At 59.6% G+C, this 19693-nt stretch carries 21 protein-coding genes and 1 pseudogene; 7 read left to right on the top strand and 15 right to left on the bottom strand.

Annotated features, from left to right (window positions below; genetic code table 11):
* Positions 1–5: 5 nt before the first annotated feature.
* A complete protein-coding gene (locus AC07RZ_RS13270; RefSeq protein WP_494668243.1) occupies positions 6–749 on the bottom strand; it encodes a 2OG-Fe(II) oxygenase in 744 nt (247 codons plus the stop codon).
* A pseudogene (locus AC07RZ_RS13265) lies at positions 746–1024 on the bottom strand (methylated-DNA--[protein]-cysteine S-methyltransferase); the annotation flags it as partial. The pseudogene AC07RZ_RS13265 and the gene AC07RZ_RS13270, both read right to left, overlap by 4 nt.
* Before the next feature lie 601 nt (positions 1025–1625).
* On the opposite strand from AC07RZ_RS13265, the gene AC07RZ_RS13260 reads away from it, so the two are divergent.
* Positions 1626–2831 (top strand): MFS transporter, encoded by a 1206-nt coding sequence (locus tag AC07RZ_RS13260; protein ID WP_494668242.1) that lies wholly within the window; start codon positions 1626–1628, stop codon positions 2829–2831.
* A gap of 295 nt (positions 2832–3126) precedes the next feature.
* Positions 3127–4194 carry a 3-deoxy-7-phosphoheptulonate synthase AroG gene (aroG, locus tag AC07RZ_RS13255; protein ID WP_494668241.1) on the top strand — a complete coding sequence of 356 codons (1068 nt, stop codon included), beginning with the start codon at positions 3127–3129 and terminating at the stop codon, positions 4192–4194.
* 61 nt (positions 4195–4255) lie between these two features.
* On the opposite strand, the gene AC07RZ_RS13250 is transcribed toward aroG, so the two are convergent.
* Together AC07RZ_RS13250 and AC07RZ_RS13245 are read right to left on the bottom strand one after the other, a co-directional pair.
* Positions 4256–4891 carry a retropepsin-like aspartic protease family protein gene (locus tag AC07RZ_RS13250; RefSeq protein WP_494668240.1) on the bottom strand — a complete coding sequence of 212 codons (636 nt, stop codon included), beginning with the start codon at positions 4889–4891 and terminating at the stop codon, positions 4256–4258.
* 122 nt (positions 4892–5013) lie between these two features.
* Entirely contained in the window at positions 5014–5499 is a 486-nt protein-coding gene (locus AC07RZ_RS13245; protein WP_014007212.1) for a YajQ family cyclic di-GMP-binding protein, read from the bottom strand.
* Positions 5500–5695: 196 nt separating this feature from the next.
* Between AC07RZ_RS13245 and murB the strand changes: the two genes are divergently transcribed.
* Positions 5696–6727, top strand: coding sequence for a UDP-N-acetylmuramate dehydrogenase (gene murB, locus AC07RZ_RS13240; protein WP_494668239.1), 1032 nt, complete (start codon positions 5696–5698; stop codon positions 6725–6727).
* A gap of 145 nt (positions 6728–6872) precedes the next feature.
* On the opposite strand, the gene ppnP is transcribed toward murB, so the two are convergent.
* Positions 6873–7187: a pyrimidine/purine nucleoside phosphorylase gene (gene ppnP, locus AC07RZ_RS13235; RefSeq protein WP_092401123.1), complete on the bottom strand. Its 315-nt coding sequence runs from the start codon at positions 7185–7187 to the stop codon at positions 6873–6875.
* Positions 7188–7446: 259 nt separating this feature from the next.
* On the opposite strand from ppnP, the gene AC07RZ_RS13230 reads away from it, so the two are divergent.
* Entirely contained in the window at positions 7447–7869 is a 423-nt protein-coding gene (locus tag AC07RZ_RS13230; protein WP_186450557.1) for a universal stress protein, read from the top strand.
* 121 nt (positions 7870–7990) lie between these two features.
* Here AC07RZ_RS13230 and AC07RZ_RS13225 read toward each other — a convergent pair whose 3' ends face one another.
* The 5 genes from AC07RZ_RS13225 to AC07RZ_RS13205 form a co-directional block, all read right to left on the bottom strand.
* Positions 7991–8671, bottom strand: a complete 681-nt coding sequence (locus AC07RZ_RS13225) for an MgtC/SapB family protein (RefSeq protein ID WP_494668238.1) — start codon at positions 8669–8671, stop codon at positions 7991–7993.
* 280 nt (positions 8672–8951) lie between these two features.
* Entirely contained in the window at positions 8952–10286 is a 1335-nt protein-coding gene (gene argG, locus AC07RZ_RS13220) for an argininosuccinate synthase (RefSeq protein ID WP_144739149.1), read from the bottom strand.
* A 49-nt stretch (positions 10287–10335) separates the two neighbouring features.
* Positions 10336–11250 (bottom strand): ornithine carbamoyltransferase, encoded by a 915-nt coding sequence (gene argF, locus AC07RZ_RS13215; RefSeq protein ID WP_144739148.1) that lies wholly within the window; start codon positions 11248–11250, stop codon positions 10336–10338.
* A gap of 187 nt (positions 11251–11437) precedes the next feature.
* Positions 11438–12403 carry a ribosome small subunit-dependent GTPase A gene (gene rsgA, locus AC07RZ_RS13210; protein WP_494668237.1) on the bottom strand — a complete coding sequence of 322 codons (966 nt, stop codon included), beginning with the start codon at positions 12401–12403 and terminating at the stop codon, positions 11438–11440.
* Entirely contained in the window at positions 12396–13679 is a 1284-nt protein-coding gene (locus AC07RZ_RS13205) for a M48 family metallopeptidase (RefSeq protein WP_494668236.1), read from the bottom strand. Before AC07RZ_RS13205 ends, rsgA begins: the two co-directional genes overlap by 8 nt.
* Before the next feature lie 210 nt (positions 13680–13889).
* Between AC07RZ_RS13205 and orn the strand changes: the two genes are divergently transcribed.
* Entirely contained in the window at positions 13890–14498 is a 609-nt protein-coding gene (orn, locus tag AC07RZ_RS13200) for an oligoribonuclease (RefSeq protein WP_092401144.1), read from the top strand.
* A 55-nt stretch (positions 14499–14553) separates the two neighbouring features.
* On the opposite strand, the gene AC07RZ_RS13195 is transcribed toward orn, so the two are convergent.
* A complete protein-coding gene (locus AC07RZ_RS13195; protein WP_494668235.1) occupies positions 14554–15252 on the bottom strand; it encodes a UPF0149 family protein in 699 nt (232 codons plus the stop codon).
* Positions 15253–15395: 143 nt separating this feature from the next.
* On the opposite strand from AC07RZ_RS13195, the gene AC07RZ_RS13190 reads away from it, so the two are divergent.
* Positions 15396–15905 (top strand): GNAT family N-acetyltransferase, encoded by a 510-nt coding sequence (locus AC07RZ_RS13190; RefSeq protein WP_494668234.1) that lies wholly within the window; start codon positions 15396–15398, stop codon positions 15903–15905.
* 8 nt (positions 15906–15913) lie between these two features.
* Here the strand turns inward: AC07RZ_RS13190 and AC07RZ_RS13185 are convergent, their stop codons facing one another.
* Together AC07RZ_RS13185 and AC07RZ_RS13180 are read right to left on the bottom strand one after the other, a co-directional pair.
* Positions 15914–16783 carry a DNA ligase gene (locus AC07RZ_RS13185; RefSeq protein WP_494668233.1) on the bottom strand — a complete coding sequence of 290 codons (870 nt, stop codon included), beginning with the start codon at positions 16781–16783 and terminating at the stop codon, positions 15914–15916.
* Between the two features lie 81 nt (positions 16784–16864).
* Positions 16865–17251 carry a VOC family protein gene (locus tag AC07RZ_RS13180; protein ID WP_144739144.1) on the bottom strand — a complete coding sequence of 129 codons (387 nt, stop codon included), beginning with the start codon at positions 17249–17251 and terminating at the stop codon, positions 16865–16867.
* Between the two features lie 86 nt (positions 17252–17337).
* Between AC07RZ_RS13180 and AC07RZ_RS13175 the strand changes: the two genes are divergently transcribed.
* Positions 17338–18330, top strand: coding sequence for a serine/threonine protein kinase (locus AC07RZ_RS13175; protein ID WP_494668232.1), 993 nt, complete (start codon positions 17338–17340; stop codon positions 18328–18330).
* Positions 18331–18357: 27 nt separating this feature from the next.
* On the opposite strand, the gene AC07RZ_RS13170 is transcribed toward AC07RZ_RS13175, so the two are convergent.
* Positions 18358–18687, bottom strand: a complete 330-nt coding sequence (locus tag AC07RZ_RS13170; RefSeq protein ID WP_092401156.1) for a DMT family transporter — start codon at positions 18685–18687, stop codon at positions 18358–18360.
* A gap of 39 nt (positions 18688–18726) precedes the next feature.
* Positions 18727–19623 (bottom strand): LysR family transcriptional regulator, encoded by an 897-nt coding sequence (locus AC07RZ_RS13165; RefSeq protein WP_144739142.1) that lies wholly within the window; start codon positions 19621–19623, stop codon positions 18727–18729.
* Positions 19624–19693: the final 70 nt, after the last annotated feature.

Here is a 19693-nt window from a genome sequence, read left to right as displayed (position 1 = left end):
GTTCTTCATAAGGCGTCATGGAAAATCACGCCCAGCGTGTGCCGCGACCCGGAGCGGATGCGGCTGACGCCATGCCGTAAATTTACCCTATATGCGCCGCGCCGGCCTTGGACCGGGCGATTGTGGACGGCAAACACGACAGCGTCGCCCTGGGCCAGGGGAATGACTTCGGGACGCGATTGCATGCGCGGCCTTTGCTCGGTCATCACGAATTCGCCGCCGCTGAAATCGCGGCCCGGTTCGGATAGCAGGATCGCCGCCTGCAGGGGAAACACATGTTCGCCGTACAGGTCTTGATGCAGGCAGTTGTAGTCGCCGGCGCCATACTGCAGCATAAGCGGCGTCGGACGCAATTGTCCTGCCGCGTGGCAGCGAGCGATGAAATCGGCATGCCGTTGCGGGAAGCGGACGTCGATATCCATGGTTTCGTGCCAGCGGTTGGCCAGCGGCGCCAGCAATGGATAGAGGCTGGTGCGCATGGCGCCGACCAGGCCGGGCAAGGGATAGCTGAAATATTTGTACTCGCCGCGTCCGAAGCCGTGGCGTTCCATCAGCACCCGGCTGCGGAAGATATCGTCGCGCGGATAGAGTGCGATCAGCGCCGCGCATTCTTCTGGCGTCACCAGGCGCGGCAGCAAGGCGCTGCCGTAGTTGTCCAGGTCCTGGTAAACGTTTTCCCAATCGATGCAGTTGAGCCGGCCGGCGATGGCGCCGCCATCCGGCACGGCGCGGCGTGCGACGGCGTTCATGCCCGCGCCTCGCGCTGCAGCAGCGCCTGTTTGCGTTGCACGCCCCAGCGATAGCCTGAGATGTCGCCGTCTTGCCTGATGACCCTGTGGCAAGGGATGGCCAGCGCCAGCAGGTTAGCGCCGCAAGCGCCTGCCACCGCGCGCACGGCATCGGGCTTGCCGAGGCGATTGGCGATGTCCTGGTAGCTGGCGGTGGCGCCCGTGGGAATTTCCAGCAGCGCCTGCCACACCTGCTGCTGGAAACTGGTGCCGCCGATGTCCAGCGGCTGGCTCAGCCGGTATTCCGGCCAGGCTATCGCGGTATTGATTTCCGTGATCAATTCTCGTAACGCGTAGTAGCTCAAGACACGCTTTGCCCTGGGAAAGCTGCGCGCCAGTTCGCTGGCCAGGACTTGTTCGTTGTCGCCGAACATGATGGCGCAGATACCGTGCGAGCTCTGGGCCGCCAGGAATTTCCCCAGCGAGCCGTCGCCGATAGCGTAGTGGATCTGCTCTTCCACGACGGTATTAGGTTGCCTCAAATAGAGCGCTGTTGTGGCAGCGCCGTGCAGTGCGTCCATGATTTACTCCAAAGTGGTTGACGGTTCCCAGTCTAGACAGGCAACCGAACCGCCGCACTCCGGCTCTTGCGGTCGAATTCAGTAATGTTAAATAGGGTCAGAGTTGAATTGTTGACCGGTCAACAATTCAACTCTGACCCTATTTATTTGGATGCAGGCTGCATGCCTTGGTGTTGGGGGATTTTTGTGCGGAATTCACATCAAATTTCGGATATATTTGATTTTCAGTCACATATGTATTGTGGCCGCGGTGGTTTTTCTTTGTTGCGCCGGCCGTCAAACTGCATGGCGTCAAACTTCAAACAGGAAAAACATCATGCCACTCGCACTTTGGGCGCTGACGCTCAGCGCTTTTGCCATCGGTACTACAGAATTCGTTATCGTTGGCCTGATTCCAACTATTGCCGCCAGCCTCGGCGTTTCCGTTCCTTCGGCGGGCCTGCTGGTCAGCCTTTATGCATTGGGTGTCGCGATTGGCGCGCCGGTGCTGACCGCCTTGACCGGCCGCGTGCCGCGCAAGCATCTGCTGCTGGGCCTGATGGCCTTGTTCACTGTCGGCAACCTGGTGGCATGGATGGCGCCGGGGTATGAAGCGCTGATGGCGGCGCGTGTGCTGACGGGGCTGGCGCACGGCGTATTCTTCTCGATCGGATCGACCATTGCCACCAGCCTGGTGCCGAAAGAAAAGGCAGCCAGCGCCATTGCCCTCATGTTTACCGGGCTGACAGTAGCCTTGGTCACCGGCGTGCCGCTCGGTACGTTCATCGGCCAGACTTTCGGCTGGCAGTCGACTTTCCTGGCGGTGTCGCTGCTGGGAGTGATCGCATTTGTCGGCAGCTGGATCCTTGTGCCTGACAATATCGCCAGCAGCAAGCCGGCATCGTTGCTGACCCAGGCTGCCGTCCTGAAGAAACCGCGGCTGTTGCTGGTGTATGCAATCACGGCCTTGGGTTACGGCGGTTCTTTTATCGCCTTTACTTACCTGGCGCCGATCCTGCAGGAAATCTCCGGCTTTTCGGCTTCCACCGTGAGCCTGGTGATGCTGGTGTACGGCGTTTCGGTGGCGTTCGGCAATATCTGGGGCGGCAAGCTGGCTGACAGGAAGGGACCGATACGCGCATTGCAGATCGTGTTTGCCTTGCTGGCGCTGGTCCTGTTCGTGCTGACCTTTACCGCGGCCAATCCTTGGCTGGCTGTGCTGACCGTGCTGGCTTGGGGCGCTTTTGCCTTCGGCAACGTGCCGGGCTTGCAGGTGTATGTGGTGCAGCAGGCGGAACGCCATGCGCCGCGCGCGGTGGATGTGGCTTCCGGCCTGAACATTGCCGCATTCAATGTCGGCATTGCGCTGGGCGCCTGGGGCGGCGGCCTGATCGTCAGTCATCTTGGTCTGATGGCTACGCCTTGGATCGGCGCTATCGTGGTGCTGGGTGCGTTGGGCCTGACTTCACTGGCGGGACGGCTGGATCGGCGGGACGGGATTGCGCCCATCGTGGGCGCGGGGCATGCGGTTGCCATGCATTGACCGGCGAAACCAGGTTGGCTCGGGTAGCTGCAGTTTTGGTCCGAGGCCGGCTGTGGTAATCCTGGCCTTGCCAAATTTCTGGAAATCCTGCACTATTGGCCTTGATTTTAATGATCCTTTACTGAAAAACATGTCTTTCGCACGCGCTTATTTCTTTTTTTACTTTAGCTATTCCAGCCCCACGGCGGTGAAAAGCGGTAAGCGTTCGTAAGTAAAGAGCAAACCGAAATTTCTAAAAAACCGCCAGCGATGGCGGTTTTTTTATACCCAGTCACTTTTGAGCCAGGAGAAAAACATGCTACGCACCGACGATCTGCGCATACGAGAAATGAAAGAATTGGTTCCGCCATCCCATTTGATCCGCGAATTCGGCTGTTCCGAAAAGGTGGCCGACACGGCCGCCAATTCGCGCATTGCCTTGCATCGCATCTTGCATGGCCAGGATGACCGCCTGATGGTGGTGATCGGCCCGTGCTCGATCCACGATACCAAGGCGGCGATGGAATATGCCGGCCGCCTGGTCGGCGAGCGCGAGCGCTTCAAGGGCGAGCTGGAAATCGTCATGCGCGTGTACTTCGAGAAGCCGCGCACTACCGTGGGCTGGAAGGGCCTGATCAACGATCCGTACATGGACAACAGCTTCCGCATCAACGACGGCTTGCGCATGGCGCGCGAGCTGCTGCTGAACATCAACGAACTGGGCCTGCCGGCCGGCACCGAATTCCTGGACGTGATCAGCCCGCAGTACATTGCCGACCTGATCAGCTGGGGTGCGATCGGCGCCCGTACCACCGAATCGCAGGTACACCGCGAACTGGCTTCCGGCTTGTCGTGCCCGGTCGGTTTCAAGAACGGCACCGACGGCAACATCAAGATTGCAGTGGACGCCATCAAGGCCGCGTCGCAGCCGCATCATTTCCTGTCGGTGACCAAGGGCGGACATTCGGCGATCGTATCGACCAACGGCAATGAAGACTGCCATATCATCCTGCGCGGCGGCAAGGCGCCGAATTACGACGCTGCCAGCGTCGAGGCGGCGTGCAAGGATATCGCCAACAGCGGCCTGGCATCGCGCCTGATGATCGATGCTTCGCACGCCAACAGCTCGAAGAAGCCGGAAAACCAGATCCCGGTGTGCGCCGACATCGGCCGCCAGGTTGCTGCGGGCGACGACCGCATCGTCGGCGTCATGGTGGAGTCGCACCTGATCGCCGGCCGCCAGGACCTGGTGCCGGGCAAGGAACTGGTGTATGGCCAGTCGGTGACCGACGGCTGCATCAATTGGGAAGAAAGCGTGGCGGTGCTGGAAGGTTTGGCGGCGGCGGTAAAACAACGCCGTTTGCTGAACAGCAACCCGGCTTGAACCAGTAAGCGGAGCAGGGCGGATGGCTTATCCGCCTGCCCGTCTGCAAGGCCGCGCGCTGTCAGAAGCGCTTGGTCAGCACCATCATTTCGCCTTCGCGCCGCATCTCGGTGCGGTTCAGGAACGACATGCCGAGCAGCGCGAACGGCAGCCCGGCTTCCTGCACCAGGGCGTCGACCTGGTTCATTTCAATATCGCCGATCTTCACGGTGTTCAGCTTGACCATGTATGCCGGCGCCGCGCCGTTGGCGGTGTTGACCATGATCATGCGACCCTTCTTGTAATCGACGCCAAGCCGCATTGCATCCGAAGCGGGCAGGGCGATCATGGTGGCGCCGGTATCGACCAGCATGGTCATCGTCGCGCCGTTGATCTGGGCCTGCGCCACGAAGTGCCCTTGCGGATTGACTTTCAAGGTGACGCTGGAAGCGGCGCCCGGCGCGCTGCGGCTGACATATTCGCCGATGCCGATCACCTGGCGCTTGCCTTTCACCTCCAGCGTTGCGGTCGAACCGTTGGCTTCCACCAGCTTGACGTCGTCGGTGACCTTGCTGCCGACTGAGAACGTCTTCGGCCCGGAGCCGTCGATCACCAGCACCGCCTTGCCCGGAAACAGGCCGACTACGCCGATATCGGAAGCTTGGGCGGTGATGGAGGCAAACAAAAACAGGCTGGAGATCAAGGCAAGCGGGCGCATGAGTATCCGACTTTCGTGGCAAGAGGTTGAGATGGCGCCGTATTGCCGATTTCATGATCAGCGGGCAACAGCAGAAGGATAATAACCTTATATGTTGCCTCGATACAATTTAACTATGGAATTTAGTCGCGGAAATTATTGAATTCCAGCGGCAGGTCGGCCACTTCCTTGCGCAGCATCGCCATCGCCGCCTGCAAGTCGTCGCGCTTGGCGCCGGTGATGCGTACGGCGTCGCCCTGGATGCTGGCCTGGACTTTCATCTTGCTGTCCTTGACGATGCGCACGATCTTCTTGGCCGCTTCGGATTCGATGCCGTTCTTGATCTTGATGACTTGCTTGACCTTGTCGCCGCCGATCTTTTCGATCTTGCCGATGTCGAGGAAGCGGGTGTCGACATTGCGCTTGACCAGTTTTGCGGTCAGTACGTCGCGCACCTGGCTCAGCTGGAATTCCGAGTCGGCATAGGCGGTCAGGTCGCGCTCTTTCAATTCGATGCGGGCGTCGCTGCCCTTGAAGTCGAAGCGAGTCGAGATTTCCTTGTTGGCCTGGTCGTTGGCGTTTTTTACTTCAACCAGGTTGGCTTCCGATACGGTATCAAATGATGGCATGGTGATATTCCTTCTATATGTTCAAACAAAGCCGGCCGCGGAACCGGTGGCTGGCGCGGCCGTCGAGCTATGCGCATTTTAGCGGACAAGAAACCCGAGGTGTCGGTCCGGCCGCGCTATTTTCTTGCTGGCCTGCCCGGCTCCGGGCGCCTGGCCGCCCGCTGGCGGTGGTTACTTACTTTATAATCCCGTTGCTATGACTATCTTCCAGCTTCCGCTCCAATTCGATTTTTCGCTGCGCCGGCACAATACCTTCGGTATCGACGCCAAGGCGCATGCCTACCTGCCGGTCACTTCACTGGAAACCCTGCGGGCGCTCAGGTCCGACGCCGTTGCATCGGATTTGCCGCGGCTGGTGCTGGGCGGCGGCAGCAACCTGGTGCTGACCCAGGATTTCCCGGGGCTGGTGTTGCATATGTGTAATCGCGGCCGGGAAATTGCCGGCGAGGATGACGATGCTGTCTATGTCCGCGCCGCCGCCGGCGAGAACTGGCATGAGCTGGTGCTGTGGACGCTGGAGCAGGGTTTGGCCGGACTGGAGAACCTGTCGCTGATTCCCGGCAGCGTCGGCGCCGCGCCGATCCAGAACATCGGCGCCTACGGCGTCGAGCTGCAAGAGCGCTTCCATGCCTTGACCGCCATCGATATGGAAAGCGGCGAAATCCTGGCGCTGGACCGGGACGCTTGCGCTTTTGCCTATCGCGACAGCGTGTTCAAGCACGGCCTGCGCGGCCGGGCCATAGTGACGGACGTTACCTTCGCCTTGCCCAAGCGCTGGCAGCCTGACCTGCGTTACGCCGATGTGGCGCAAGAGCTGGATGCACGCAAACTGGCGCAGCCGAGCGCACGCGACATCAGCGATGCGGTGATCGCCATCCGCACCCGCAAGCTGCCGGATCCCGCGGTAATCGGCAATGCCGGCAGTTTTTTCAAGAATCCTATTGTCACGGCGGCGCAACGCGCGGGCTTGCTGGCGCAGCATCCGCAATTAGTGAATTATCAACAGCCGGACGGCAGTTACAAGCTGGCTGCAGGCTGGCTGATCGACCAGTGCGGCTGGAAGGGAAGGACGCTTGGCGCAGCCGGCGTCTATGAAAAACAGGCGCTGGTGCTGGTCAACCGCGGCGGCGCCAGCGGGCAGGACGTGGTGCGCCTGGCGCAGGCGGTGCAAGCCGATGTGATGGGGAAGTTTGGGGTGGCGCTGGAGCCGGAACCGATTTTTGTATGAGGCGCAAGCGCTTTGTATCTTAATGTGTCATTATTGGGTCACATAACGGAATTAAACTCTGTTATGCCTCATATCCAACACTCCCTAAGGTAATGGATTTAACCCGCAATGCAACCGCATCGCGGGTTTTTTTTGCCTTGGCGTATCAGGCGTAATGGCAGACGTAGTTCACCGTTTCCAGCGTCTCGATGTCAAAACTCGAATTGGCCGGGATATCGAAGCTCTGGCCGTCGCTGTATGTGGTCCAGGCTTGCTGGTCTTTCTGGCGCACGCGGCAGCTGCCGCTGGTGATGTCCATGATTTCGGCGGCGCCGGTGCTGAAAGTCAGCGACGACGGCAGGATCACGCCCAGCGTCTTCTTGCTGCCGTCGGCGAAAACCACCGTGTGGGAAACGCATTTGCCGTCAAAGTAGACGCTGGCTTGCTTTAGTACGGATACATTGTCGAATTGAGTGCTCATGACTTAAGGATGCTTTCTCATGGTTGGTTTTTATAACCCATTGTTTTAATGGCGCTTATTAGAACTGGCAGCTTGAACAGGTCGATGCTGGCTTTATGTGTACGGGGTTTTTGATGCAGATCATATTTTACGTTCCGTCTACGCAATCAATCCGACTATTTACACAATCTTTACATCCAAACTGCTAATCTTCCTAACAAGATATCCACGATTGCGGATGTGGTCATGCCGCCGGGATTTTGGTGGACGAGGTGCAAAAATGCAAAAAATATTGATTCCGGTTGACGGCTCAGACTATGCCTTAAGGGCTGTGAAATATGCGAGCTCGATGGTCAAGGGGGACACTGCCGCACAGATTCATTTGCTGAACGTGCAAGAACATCTTGACGGGAAAATCCAGGCTTACCTGTCTCTCGAAAAAATCAAGGCAATTGAAACGGCGGCGGCCGATGAAGTATTGAATCCCGTCAAGCGGATTCTGGAACAGGCCGAGGTCCCTTACATCGCCAGCACCCGCATCGGTCCGATTGCGAAGAGCATCGTTGACTATGTCCAGGAGCAGAAGTGCGACTGCATTGTCATGGGCACCCACGGCAGGGGAGCTTTGGGCAACCTGATCCTCGGTTCGATCATGAACAAAGTGATTCATCTGGTTCATGTGCCGGTGACGCTGATCAAATAAGCGCGCGCCGGCGTCGGGCCCATGTCCTCGACGTCAACTGCAGCCAACCCGCTTTTGCATGATATTCGCTGTATCTGGATGCAGCGATGCGGCGACATTCATCGTGATCTGGAACCGCAGCTCAGTTGCGGCAGTGGGTCAAATCAAAATTCTCCACCCCTTCGTAAGAATTCATCATGCGCGCCAGTTCCGAGACCGACGAGCCTTTTTTGCTGTCGATGGCGAAGGCGATGAAATGCCATTTTGCATGCCTGTCGTGCGAGCTGATGGACAACGAATCCTTGGCAATCTCGTAGCCATGCTCCAAAGCCACCTTGCGCAGCGCTTCTTCGTGCGGGACAAAACCTTTTTCGAACTCGACCAGGATGGCTACGCCGGCGCGCGACGGCAGCCAGTATTCAAGCTTGGCTATCCACACCATGCAGATGGCCGACAGCAGCGTGAGCGATATCGCCGCCATGTAAAAACCGACGCCCACCAGGACGCCGATCGCCGAGGCTGCCCAGATCGACGCCGCCGTAGTGAGCCCCCTGATATTCAAGCCTTCTTTCATGATGACGCCAGCGCCGAGAAAACCGATGCCGGTGACGATTCCTTGCACTACCCGGGTTGGATCCGGATTGATCGGCAAGCCGGAGTGGCCGCCATACCAGAGCGCCGGATATCCGGCGAACACCGTCAGGGCGGTCGAAGCCATGCATACCAGGCCGTAAGTGCGCATGCCGGCGGCGCGGCCATGATAGGCGCGTTCGTAACCGACCAGCGCCCCCAGGACCAAGGCTCCCAGCAAATTGAGAAACATGAGGATGTTAGCTCCGACCTCTGGGCCGGACCAATAAGCGGCCAGTGAATCAAGTGAAAGAATGTTCATGCCTTTTATCTGGGTTGATTGTCTGTACCGTGGTAATTGGCCCTAGGATAAACCCATTGCGCAATTGCGCCTGCATTTGACTCAAGCGGCATTTTTCCTGTGGCCATGCCTGCCGGGGTGTTGCTTGGAGGATCTTTGACAAAAAAGAACCGGCGCAAAGCCGGTTCTGTGTCACGCCTGTGCCCGCGGCTTATTTGCCGCTGGCGTGGATTTACTCTGCGTCTTTGTCGAGCAGCGGCAGCGATACGGCGTTGCTGGATGCCAGCAGGCCGGTGCTCTGGTAGATCGCCAGCTTCTGGCGCGTATCGCTGATGTCGAGGTTGCGCATGGTGAGCTGGCCGATACGGTCCTGCGGCGTGAAGGCGCCCGCGCCCTTTTCCATGGTCAGGCGGTCCGGATGGTAGGTCAGGTTGGCCGACTCGGTGTTGAGGATCGAATAATCGTTGCCGCGGCGCAGTTCGATCGTAACCTCGCCGGTGATGGCGCGCGCCACCCAGCGTTGCGCCGACTCGCGCAGCATGATTGCCTGCGAGTCGAACCAGCGGCCCTGGTACAGCAGGCGGCCCAGGCGGCGGCCGCTTTCGCGGTATTGCTCGATGGTGTCTTCGTTATGGATGCCGGTGACCAGGCGCTCGTAGGCGATGAACAGCAGGGCCAGGCCCGGTGCTTCGTAGATGCCGCGGCTCTTGGCTTCGATGATGCGGTTTTCGATCTGGTCGCTCATGCCGAGGCCGTGGCGTCCACCGATCCGGTTGGCTTCCATCATCAGCTCGACCTGGTTGGCAAACACGATGCCATTGAGGGCAACCGGACGGCCTTCTTCAAAGCGCACGGTGACTTCCTCGCGCTTGACTTCGACATCGTCGCGCCAGAAAGCGACGCCCATGATCGGTTCGACGATCTTCATGCCGCTGTTCAGGTATTCGAGGTCTTTCGCTTCATGGGTGGCGCCGAGCATGTTGGAATCGGTCGAATAGGCTTTTTCCACCGACATCTTGTAATCGAAGCCAGACGCGATCATGAATTCCGACATTTCCTTGCGGCCGCCCAGCTCCTGGATGAACTGGTCATCCAGCCAAGGCTTGTAGATCCGCAGGTTGGGATTGACCAGCAGGCCGTAGCGGTAGAAACGCTCGATGTCGTTGCCCTTGAAGGTGCTGCCGTCGCCCCAGATGTCGACCTTGTCTTCGCGCATGGCGGCCACCAGCATGGTGCCGGTGACAGCGCGTCCGAGCGGAGTGGTGTTGAAGTAGGTGACGCCTGCGGTGGAGATGTGGAAGGCGCCGCTCTGCAACGCAGCAATGCCTTCGGCCACCAGCTGTTCGCGGCAATCGACCAGGCGCGCCAGTTCAGCGCCGTAGGCCTTGGCTTTCTTGGGGATGGCGTCGTAGTCCGGCTCGTCGGGCTGGCCCAGGTTGGCGGTATAGGCGTAGGGAATGGCGCCTTTCTGGCGCATCCAGTGCAGCGCGGCGCTGGTATCGAGGCCGCCTGAAAAGGCGATGCCGACTTTTTCGTTGACTGGAACGGATTGCAGGATATTGGACATGATATTTCTATGTGGGTTGTTGTAACTGGGGTTGTACTGTTTTGTACAGTTAATCGACTTTTCCGAGCACCAGGTATTCCAGCAACGCCTTTTGCACATGCAGGCGGTTCTCGGCTTCATCCCAGACCACCGATTGCGGGCCGTCGATCACTTCCGCCGAAACTTCTTCGCCGCGGTGCGCCGGCAGGCAGTGCATGAACAAGGCGTCCGGCTGGGCGCGCTGCATCTTGGCCTGGTCGACGATCCAGCCGTCGAAGGCTTTCAGGCGCGCTGCGTTTTCATCTTCGTAGCCCATGCTGGTCCAGACATCGGTGGTCACCAGGTCGGCCCCTTCGCAAGCGTCGGATGGATTGGCGAAGAAGGTGTAGCGCTGGTTGTCGGGGGCTACCTGGCTGGGGTCGATGTCATAGCCCTTGGGGGTCGAGACGTTGACGTGGAAACCGAATACCTGCGCTGCCTGCAGCCAGGAATACAGCATGTTGTTGGCGTCGCCGATCCAGGCCACTTTCTTGCCGGCGATGGAGCCGCGGTGCTCGATGTAGGTGAAGACGTCGGCCAATACCTGGCAAGGATGCTGCTCATTGGTCAGGCCGTTGATCACCGGCACCCGCGAGTGGGTGGCGAAACGCTCGATGATGTCCTGGCCGAAGGTACGGATCATGATCACGTCGCACATGCGCGACATTACCTGCGCCGCATCTTCCACCGGTTCGCCGCGGCCGAGCTGGCTGTCGCGCGTGTTGAGGTAGATGGCGGCGCCGCCCAGCTGGTGCATGCCGGCTTCGAACGAGAGGCGGGTGCGGGTCGAGTTTTTCTCGAACACCATCACCAGCGTGCGGTCGAGCAGCGTGTAGTGCGGTTCGTAATTCTTGAATTTGCGTTTGATGAGACGGCTACGTTCAATCACGTACTCGTATTCGTCCAGCGAAAAATCAGAAAACTGCAGGTAGTGTTTGATTGCCATAAATGAAAACGGCGGCCGCTGTGGCGACTGCCGCCGATAGTTGGAATTCCATTTTTAAAACAACTGCTCAACTGCCGCGCTGCCGTTTTCCCTGCTGCCTGAGATTGGCTTAGAAATGAAATAAGTGCTTCAATTATAAGGGATTTCAGTAGAAAAGATACCTGTCAAAAGATGGTGTTTTTGGCAATCAATACAGCTTTTGCGACGATTCATGCAGCAATTGCACGTACAGCTGATGGCGCATGGCCGCGATCTTGTTTTCCTTGACAGCTTCCAGCACGGCGCAGCTCGGTTCAGTCAGGTGGTGGCAATTGTAAAACTTGCATTTGCCGAGGTAGGGCGAGAATTCGACGAAGGCGCGTTCCAGCATGCCTTCGCTCAGCTGGTACAGGCCGAATTCCTGGAAACCGGGCGAATCGATGATGTTGGCGGGATGGCCGTCCAGGCTGGCGTCGGCCGCATCCATTTCGTACAGGCGGGTGAAAGTGGTGGTGTGCTTGCCGGTATCGAGGGCGGCGGAAATTTCGCGCACGGCGATGTCGGCGTCCGGCACGATCAGGTTGATCAGCGACGACTTGCCCATGCCGGACTGGCCGATCAGGATCGTCGACTGGCCTGCCAGCAGGGGCGCCAGCGTGGCGCAGGTCTGTTCCGGGAAGGCGCGCGCCGACACCTCATGCACCTGATAGCCGAGGCCGGCATACAGCTGCAGGCGTTGCCGGGTTTTTTCGAGCGCATCGACGATATCGGTCTTGTTCAGCACGATGTGGGCGGTGACGCCGGCCGCTTCGGCTGCCACCAGCGCGCGTGAAATCAGGTCGTCGGCAAAACCCGGCTCGGTCGCCACCACGATGAACAGCTGGGTGACGTTGGCGGCCAGCAGCTTGGATTTGTACTGGTCCGAACGGTATAGCAGGCTGCGGCGCTCATCGATGGCTTCGATCACGCCCTGGTTGGGCGAGGTCAGTTTCAACTGCACGCGGTCGCCGACGGCGACATCGCTTTTCTTGCCGCGCGTGACGCATTGCAATTTCAGCGATTTCCCCTCAATCGTCCCTTGCACCAGGTAATGCCGGCCGTGGGCGGCGATCACCAGGCCGCTGCCGGCCTGGCTGCTGTGCTGTTTGCCGTTCTGCTTGTTGTGCTCAGCCATGGGCGGCCGATAACTTGCTGGCTAGCTTGTTGATACGCACCGAGGCCGGCGGGTGCGAGTCGTAGAACGCCGAGTGCAGCGGGTCCGGCGTCAGGGTCGAGGCGTTGTCTTCATACAGCTTGACCAGCGCGGTCACCAGGTCGTTGGCGTCGGTGTGCTGGGCGGCGAAGGCATCGGCCTCGAATTCATGCTTGCGCGAACTGATCGACGACAGCGGCGACAGCAGGAAGGTAAAGATCGGCAGCGCCAGCATGAACAGGATCAGCGCCATCGCGTCGTTATTGCTGAGGTCGGGCAGCAGCAGCGGATTGACGCCGAGGCCGGTATAGAACCAGAGCTGCTGCTTCAGGTAGCCGAGCAAAGCCAGGAAGGCCAGCGAAAGCGCAAACATGACGACGATGCGCTTGACGATATGTTTCAGCTTGAAGTGGCCCAGCTCGTGCGCCAGCACCGCTTCGATCTCATGCGGCGCCAGGCGCGCCAGCAGGGTGTCGAAAAAAACGATGCGCTTGCCGGCGCCGAAGCCCGAAAAATAGGCATTGCCATGGGCGCTGCGCTTGGAGCCGTCCATCACGAACAGGCCCTTGGAAGCGAAGCCGACCCGTTTCATCAGGCCCTCGATGCGGTCGCGCAGGCTGTCGTCGTTGAGCGGCGTGAACTTGTTGAACAGCGGCGCAATCACGGTCGGGTAGAGCACCAGCATCAGCAGCTGGAAAGCGCTGAACACCAGCCACGCGTAGAACCACCAGAGACCGCCCGCTTTCGCCATCAGCTGCAATACCACCCAGATCAGCGGCAGGCCGATGGCAGCGCCTATCAGGGTGTTTTTCAGCATGTCGGTGAAGAACAGCTTGACCGTCATCTTGTTAAAACCGAAACGGGCTTCGAGCACGAATTGCTTGTAATAATCGAGGGGCAGGTCGATCAGGCCGGAAATCAGGGCAAACGCCACCAGCAGGCTCAATTGGTAGAGCATGCCCGGGCCGGCCCAGCTGAACATGGCGCCGGAAAGCCATTGCAAACCGCCGAGCAGGGTGAAGCCGATCAGCACGGCGGCGCTCACCAGCATCGAAAACAGGCCGAATTTGGTCTTGGCGACGGTGTAGTCGGCGGCGCGCTGGTGGGCCGCCAGGGGGATCTTTTCGGCGAATTCGGCCGGCACCGCGCTGCGATGGGCCAAAACATGGCGGATCTGGCGCGAACTCAGCCAAAAGCGCACCACCAGGGTGATCGCCAGGAAAACCACAAACAAAACTGAAAATGCAAATGAAGACATGTAGTCCCTATGTGAGAAAATAGCTTCCAATCGCGCCTACAGGAACCTGCTGCGCGGCTCAATCTCTGGTCTGCGATGCTCACTGTACTAAAGTACAGCTCCGCTTCTCTGCCAGACCTTGGCCCGCTCGCTACGGTTCCTGAAGGCGTCTTACGGCAAGTTCTACATCAAAAATGCCGCAATACTGCTTAAATAACTAAGAGAACAATTATGTCACAAGCCGCCGACGTATCCACTACCATCGCCGCCACTACCGCAGCCCCGGCAGCGCCGGTGCGGCCAAACGAATTCAACCTGATCTGGGTCGACATGGAAATGACCGGCCTCAACCCGGACAGCGACCGCATCATTGAAGTGGCGGTGGTGGTGACAGACCCGCAACTGAATATCCTGGCCGAAGGCCCGGTGTTTGCGATCCACCAGCCGGACGAGATCATGGACGGCATGGATGCCTGGAACAAGGGCACCCACGGCCGTTCGGGCCTGATCGAGAAAGTCAAAAACTCGACCGTGACCGAAAGCGAGGCTGAACTGGCCCTGATCGAGTTCCTGAAGAAATACGTGCCGAACGGCAAGTCGCCCATGTGCGGCAACACCATCTGCCAGGACCGCCGCTTCATGGCGCGCGGCATGCCCAAGCTGGAAGCGTTTTTCCATTACCGCAACCTGGACGTGTCGACCTTGAAGGAACTGTGCCGCCGCTGGAAGCCGGAACTGGCCAGCGGTTTCAAGAAGCATCAAAAGCATACCGCGTTGGCGGACATCATCGAATCGATCGAAGAACTGCGCTATTACCGCGAGCATTTCATCAAGGAATAGCAGTGCGGCGGGTGGTTATCCTGTCCACCCGCTGTCTTGCCTGGTCCTTCTTGGCTCAATCTTCCTTTGCATCGATCCCGCAGCATTTCTTGAATTTCTTGCCGCTGCCGCAAGGGCACTCGTCATTGCGGCCGACCTTCGGCGCCTCGCGCTGGATGGTCTTGACCGCGGACTTGCGGTGCGGCAGCCAGTAACGGTAGATTTCCGGAATCGCGGCTTCCACTTCCACAGCCAGCTTGTGGCGCTGCACCGGATCATCGCGCAACGCCATTTCTTCCTCTTCCAGCTCTTCCGCGCCCAGCAGGTAGATCGGCCGCACCACCTGCGCCAGGTTGGAGTGCCAGATCGGCTCCCAGGCTTTGGCGCGCAGGTTGATGCCTTCCCAGAAACCCCAGGTCCAGGCTTCGCCGTCAAGCAGCGACTTGCCTTCGTATTCCTGTTCGCAAAACAGCGGTTCGTATTCTTTTGGCGCGACTTCCAGCGTGACCGCGATTTCATTCATGTAGCGCGCGATCAGGCCGACGATCTTTTCATATTCCTTGTCGGACTTGAATTTCGGCGCGTCTTTCAGCGACGGTCCCCACACGTGCGGCAGCCACTCGCCCAGCAGCACCTGCTCCGGGCCGATCACCAGCGCCGTCAGGTAGCCGTGCAGGGTATCCATGGTCATGCTGTCTTCAGCGCAGCGATCGGACAACAGGAAGTCGTCCAGTTCGTCAAATTCTTTGTCTGAGAGGGGTTCGTCGAGATTCATGGAAATGGCCGCTTAAATTTACGATGGAAATGGGGATACGGATTTTACGATTGAAATGGCCATGGGCTGGAAAATATTCGAGCTGCTTGCCTGCGCACAATCATTTATCCTGTGACAAGTCTATCCAGATCAGGCCATCTTATATGAAAATCAGAGCATTAACCCCAGCAGACCTTGCATCCTATCGCCAGCTGAGGCTGGAATCCATCCTCGACTCACCGTCTTCATTCGTGCCCACCTATGAAGAAGAAAGCGCCGTGCCCGACGAACAGATGGCGGCGCGTCTGACTGCGAGTCCTTTCCAGGTGACTTATGGGGCGTTTCAAGACGGCACGCTGGTCGGCACCGTTGGCCTGGTGCGCGATCCCCGCTCCAAAATTTGTCACCGGGCCATCGTTGTTGGCGTCTATGTCACGCCAACGGCGCGCTTCGGCGGCGTGGCGCAACGCATGTTCGAGGCGTTGATCGCCCACGCAAGGAATATCCCGGAACTGGTCCAGCTGGACCTGAAAGTCAACACAATCAATCCCCGCGCCAGGGCGGTATACGCCAAGCTGGGATTCGTCTCTTGCGGCATCGACCGCCGCGCCTTGTGCATAGACGGGAAGTTTCATGACGAAGAACGCATGGCCCTGTATCTCGATGCGGCATAGCGCCGCAACTACGGCTCATAGACCCGCATGAAACTGGCGAAGCGCGGGATGCGGCTGTCATTCAAGCCGCGGAAGCGGTAAGTCACGACACTGCCCAGGGCCGGCGGCCGGCGCCGCTGCAGGTCGCTTAAGCCGCTGCCGAGCTTGAAGCGCCGTCCGTCCGGCGTTTCCACCAGCAGGGCGCCCAGCATGCCCTGGTATTTTCCCTTGCCCGGCAGATGGCCGATGACTGTAGCTTCGGCATCCTCATGGGTTTTGACCTTGAGCAGGTCGTCGCTGCGTTGTGTGCGGTAAAGCGAAGCGCCCAGGTGCAGCATCAAGCCTTCGCCGCCTTGCTTGACGGTCTGCTGCAGCAAGCGCTGCAGGGCCGCGTGGTCGCCCAGCTTGAATTGTTCCACCGGCTGCAGCCAAGGCACGGCGAGTTTGGCGAGCGTGTTTTGCAAGGCTGGCAGGCGCTGGTCGAAGGTGCCGGGGTGGGCCGGCAGGTCGAACACCATGAAGCGCATGCGGCGCCAGGCGGCGTCGTTTGGCGTCTCGCGGCGCACGGTGGAAACCGCGCGGCTGAACTGCCGGCGGCCGGCCCACAGTTCGCCGTCCAGCGCGGTTTTCGGCCAGTTGGCGGTGAACCAGGGCGGGGCGTTGATCCGCTGGCCGCCGCGCGTCAGCAATTTCTCGCCGTCCCAGTAGCCGCGCACGCCGTCGAGTTTTTCGCTGACCCAATAGTCGGCCAGGGTTATCCCGGGATGGTAAATATTGGCCAGCATCAGCGGCGGCGCTGCGGGAGGTGTCGCCGCTGTTGCAATGGATGGCCGGCCGAGAAAGAAGCAAAGCAGCGCGGTGCTCAGCAATCTGGCGATAATTGACGATAACGCATGCATGGGACGTGGGCTGTCTGGCAAGGAAGCGATATCGTAAAACGACGTTGCCTGTAGAAACGCACCGCAAGCGCGATTTGCGATTTAGCTTATATGCACGAAATTCAGTTCCACCCCGTTCCCGGCCGGATCGCGCAAGAAAATCTGTTTTTGCTGCGCAGACGGCACAAACGCCACCTGGTAGGGCAGCGCATGCGCCTGCAGGCATGCTTCCATTTCTTCCGGATCGACGCAACTGAAGGCAACGTGATCGAAGGTGGTGGCGGTATCGGTATGCCTGATATCGCCGGCGCGCGCTTCGCTCAGGTGCAGCACGGCCTGGTCGCCGGCGTACAGCCAGAATCCGAAACTGTCGAAGGGCGGCCGCGCACCCGCTTCCAGGCCGATCACCTCGCAATAGAATTCCTTCAGCTGCAATAGCAGCGCACGCGGCGCGCGCAGGTTGTAATGGTTGAGGGCGATGGCTGGCACAAGCTGCTCCCGGCAATGGTGAACGATGCAAGAGTATTAGTGTAATCGATGCGATGAGCGGGCCGCTGGCGCTTACAATAGCCGACATGACTATCCCAAGCCCCGTCTCATTCTCTACCCTGACCCCCGATACCGTGCTGGACGCGCTCGACAGCATCGGCCTGCACGGCGACGGCCGCCTGCTGGCGCTCAACAGCTATGAAAACCGCGTGTACCAGATCGGCATGGAACAAGGGCCGCCGCTGGTGGCCAAGTTCTACCGGCCGCAGCGCTGGAGCGACGCAGCCATCCTGGAAGAACATGGTTTCGTGCAAGAGCTGGTGGAGCGGGAAATCCCGGTGGTCGCCGCCTGGGCCGATGTGGACGGCCGCACCCTGCATCAGTTCGACGGTTTCCGCTTTGCAGTGTTTCCACGCCACGGCGGCCGCGCGCCGGAACTGGAGGACAGCGCCACGCTGGAATGGCTGGGACGTTTCCTCGGCCGCATCCATGCAGTCGGCGCACTCAGCAGCTACCAGCACCGGCCGACGCTGGATATTGTCAGTTTTGGCGAAGAACCCAGCGCTTTCCTGCTGGCCAACGGTTTTGTGCCGGAGGATCTGCTGGAAGCCTATCGCAGCACCGTGAGCCAGGCCCTGGAAGGCGTGCGCCGCTGTTTCGAGCGCGCCGGCAGCGTCGGCGCCTTGCGCCTGCATGGCGATTGCCACGGCAGCAATGTGCTGTGGACCGACGCCGGGCCGCATTTCGTCGATTTCGACGACAGCCGCATGGGGCCGGCGGTGCAGGATCTGTGGATGCTGCTGTCGGGCGAACGGCGCGACATGGTGCAGCAGATGGGCAGCTTGCTGGCCGGCTACGAGGATTTCTGCGATTTCGATACGCGCGAGCTGTACCTGATCGAAGCGCTGCGCACCTTGCGCCTGATCCATTACGCGGCCTGGATAGCGCGGCGCTGGGACGACCCGGCTTTCGCCGTGGCCTTCCCCTGGTTCAATACCCAGCGCTACTGGCAGGACCGGGTGCTGGAGCTGCGCGAGCAGATCGCGCTGATGGACGAAGCGCCGCTGTGGCAGGCATGAAGCCGGCCTGACGCGGCTTGGTGCGGGTTAGTGCGACACCGACTTCGAGAAGATATTCAGCACCAGCACGCCCGCGACAATCAGGCCGATGCCAGCCAGGGCCGCGGCATCCAGGCTCTGTTTCAGGAACAGCCAGCCGACCAGCGCAATCAGCGCAATGCCGATGCCTGACCACATCGCATACACGATCGCCACCGGCAAGGTGCGCAGGGTCAGCGACAGGAAATAGAACGCCGTCAGGTAGCCGGCCACCACCACGATCGACGGCACCAGCCGCGTGAACTCGGCGCTGGCTTTCAGGGCGCTGGTGGCAATCACTTCGGCAACGATGGCGATCAATAGATAGACCCAATGCATGACTTCTCTCCTGGCTAAAAAACAAAACGGTACGAAACTCTAATCGATAGCGGCAAACAGCTCTGTAACAAAATCGACAAAAACCCTCACCTTGGCCGACAACTGATGGCTCTGGTGATACACCACCGACACCGGCGGCCCCGGCGTCGACCAATCCGCCAATACCGGCGCCAGCAGGCCGTCGCGGACCTGCGGGTTGAGCGACAGCGTCAGCAGCTGGACGATGCCGGCGCCGCTGGCGGCCGCGTGGATCAGGGTTTCCGCGTGGTTGATCGCGATATTGCCGGGCGGCGCCCAGCTCAGTTCCTGCTTGCCCTTGCTGAAGGTCCAGGGCACGTTCTGGCCGCTGTTCGGATGAATGAACGCCAGGCAGCGGAAATCCTGCAGTTCCTGCGGAGTTTGCGGCGTGCCGTGCTGCGCCAGGAATGCGGGCGAGGCGCAGCACAGGTTGCGGGTCTGGTAGATGCGGCGCGCCACCATGCTGGAATCCTTCAGTTCGCCGATGCGTATCCAGACGTCGCCGCGGCCTTCCACCATATCCACCATGCGGTCGCCGACGTTGAGCCGGATCGACAGCTCCGGATACATGGCGCTGAAGCGCGCCAGCGCCGGCGCCAGGTAGATCCGTGCAATCACGGTCGGCACGTCGACCCGCAAGATGCCTTGCGGCGTCACGCGCCGGCCTTGCAGCCCGTCTTCCAGCTCGCTCATGTCGCCCAGCAGGCGCTGGGCGCGCTGGTAGCAGCTATGGCCGTCGTCGGTCAGCGAGATCTTGCGGGTGGTGCGGTTCAGCAGGCGCACGCCGAAATGCCGCTCGAGGGCGGCGATATGGTTGGTGATGGTGGCGTTCGACATCTCCAGCTGTTCAGCCGCGCGGCTGAAGCTGTTCAGTTCCACCACCTGGCAAAACACCCTTAACGATTCCAGCCTGTCCATGATAACGATTTTATATTATTTAAGTTAATTAAAAAATGATTTTAATTATTGCCTATTTTTCTGAATATTA

It is taken from the genome of Collimonas sp. GW821-FHT07E08, assembly GCF_059418905.1.
This window is presented reverse-complemented; position numbering and strand designations above follow the sequence as displayed.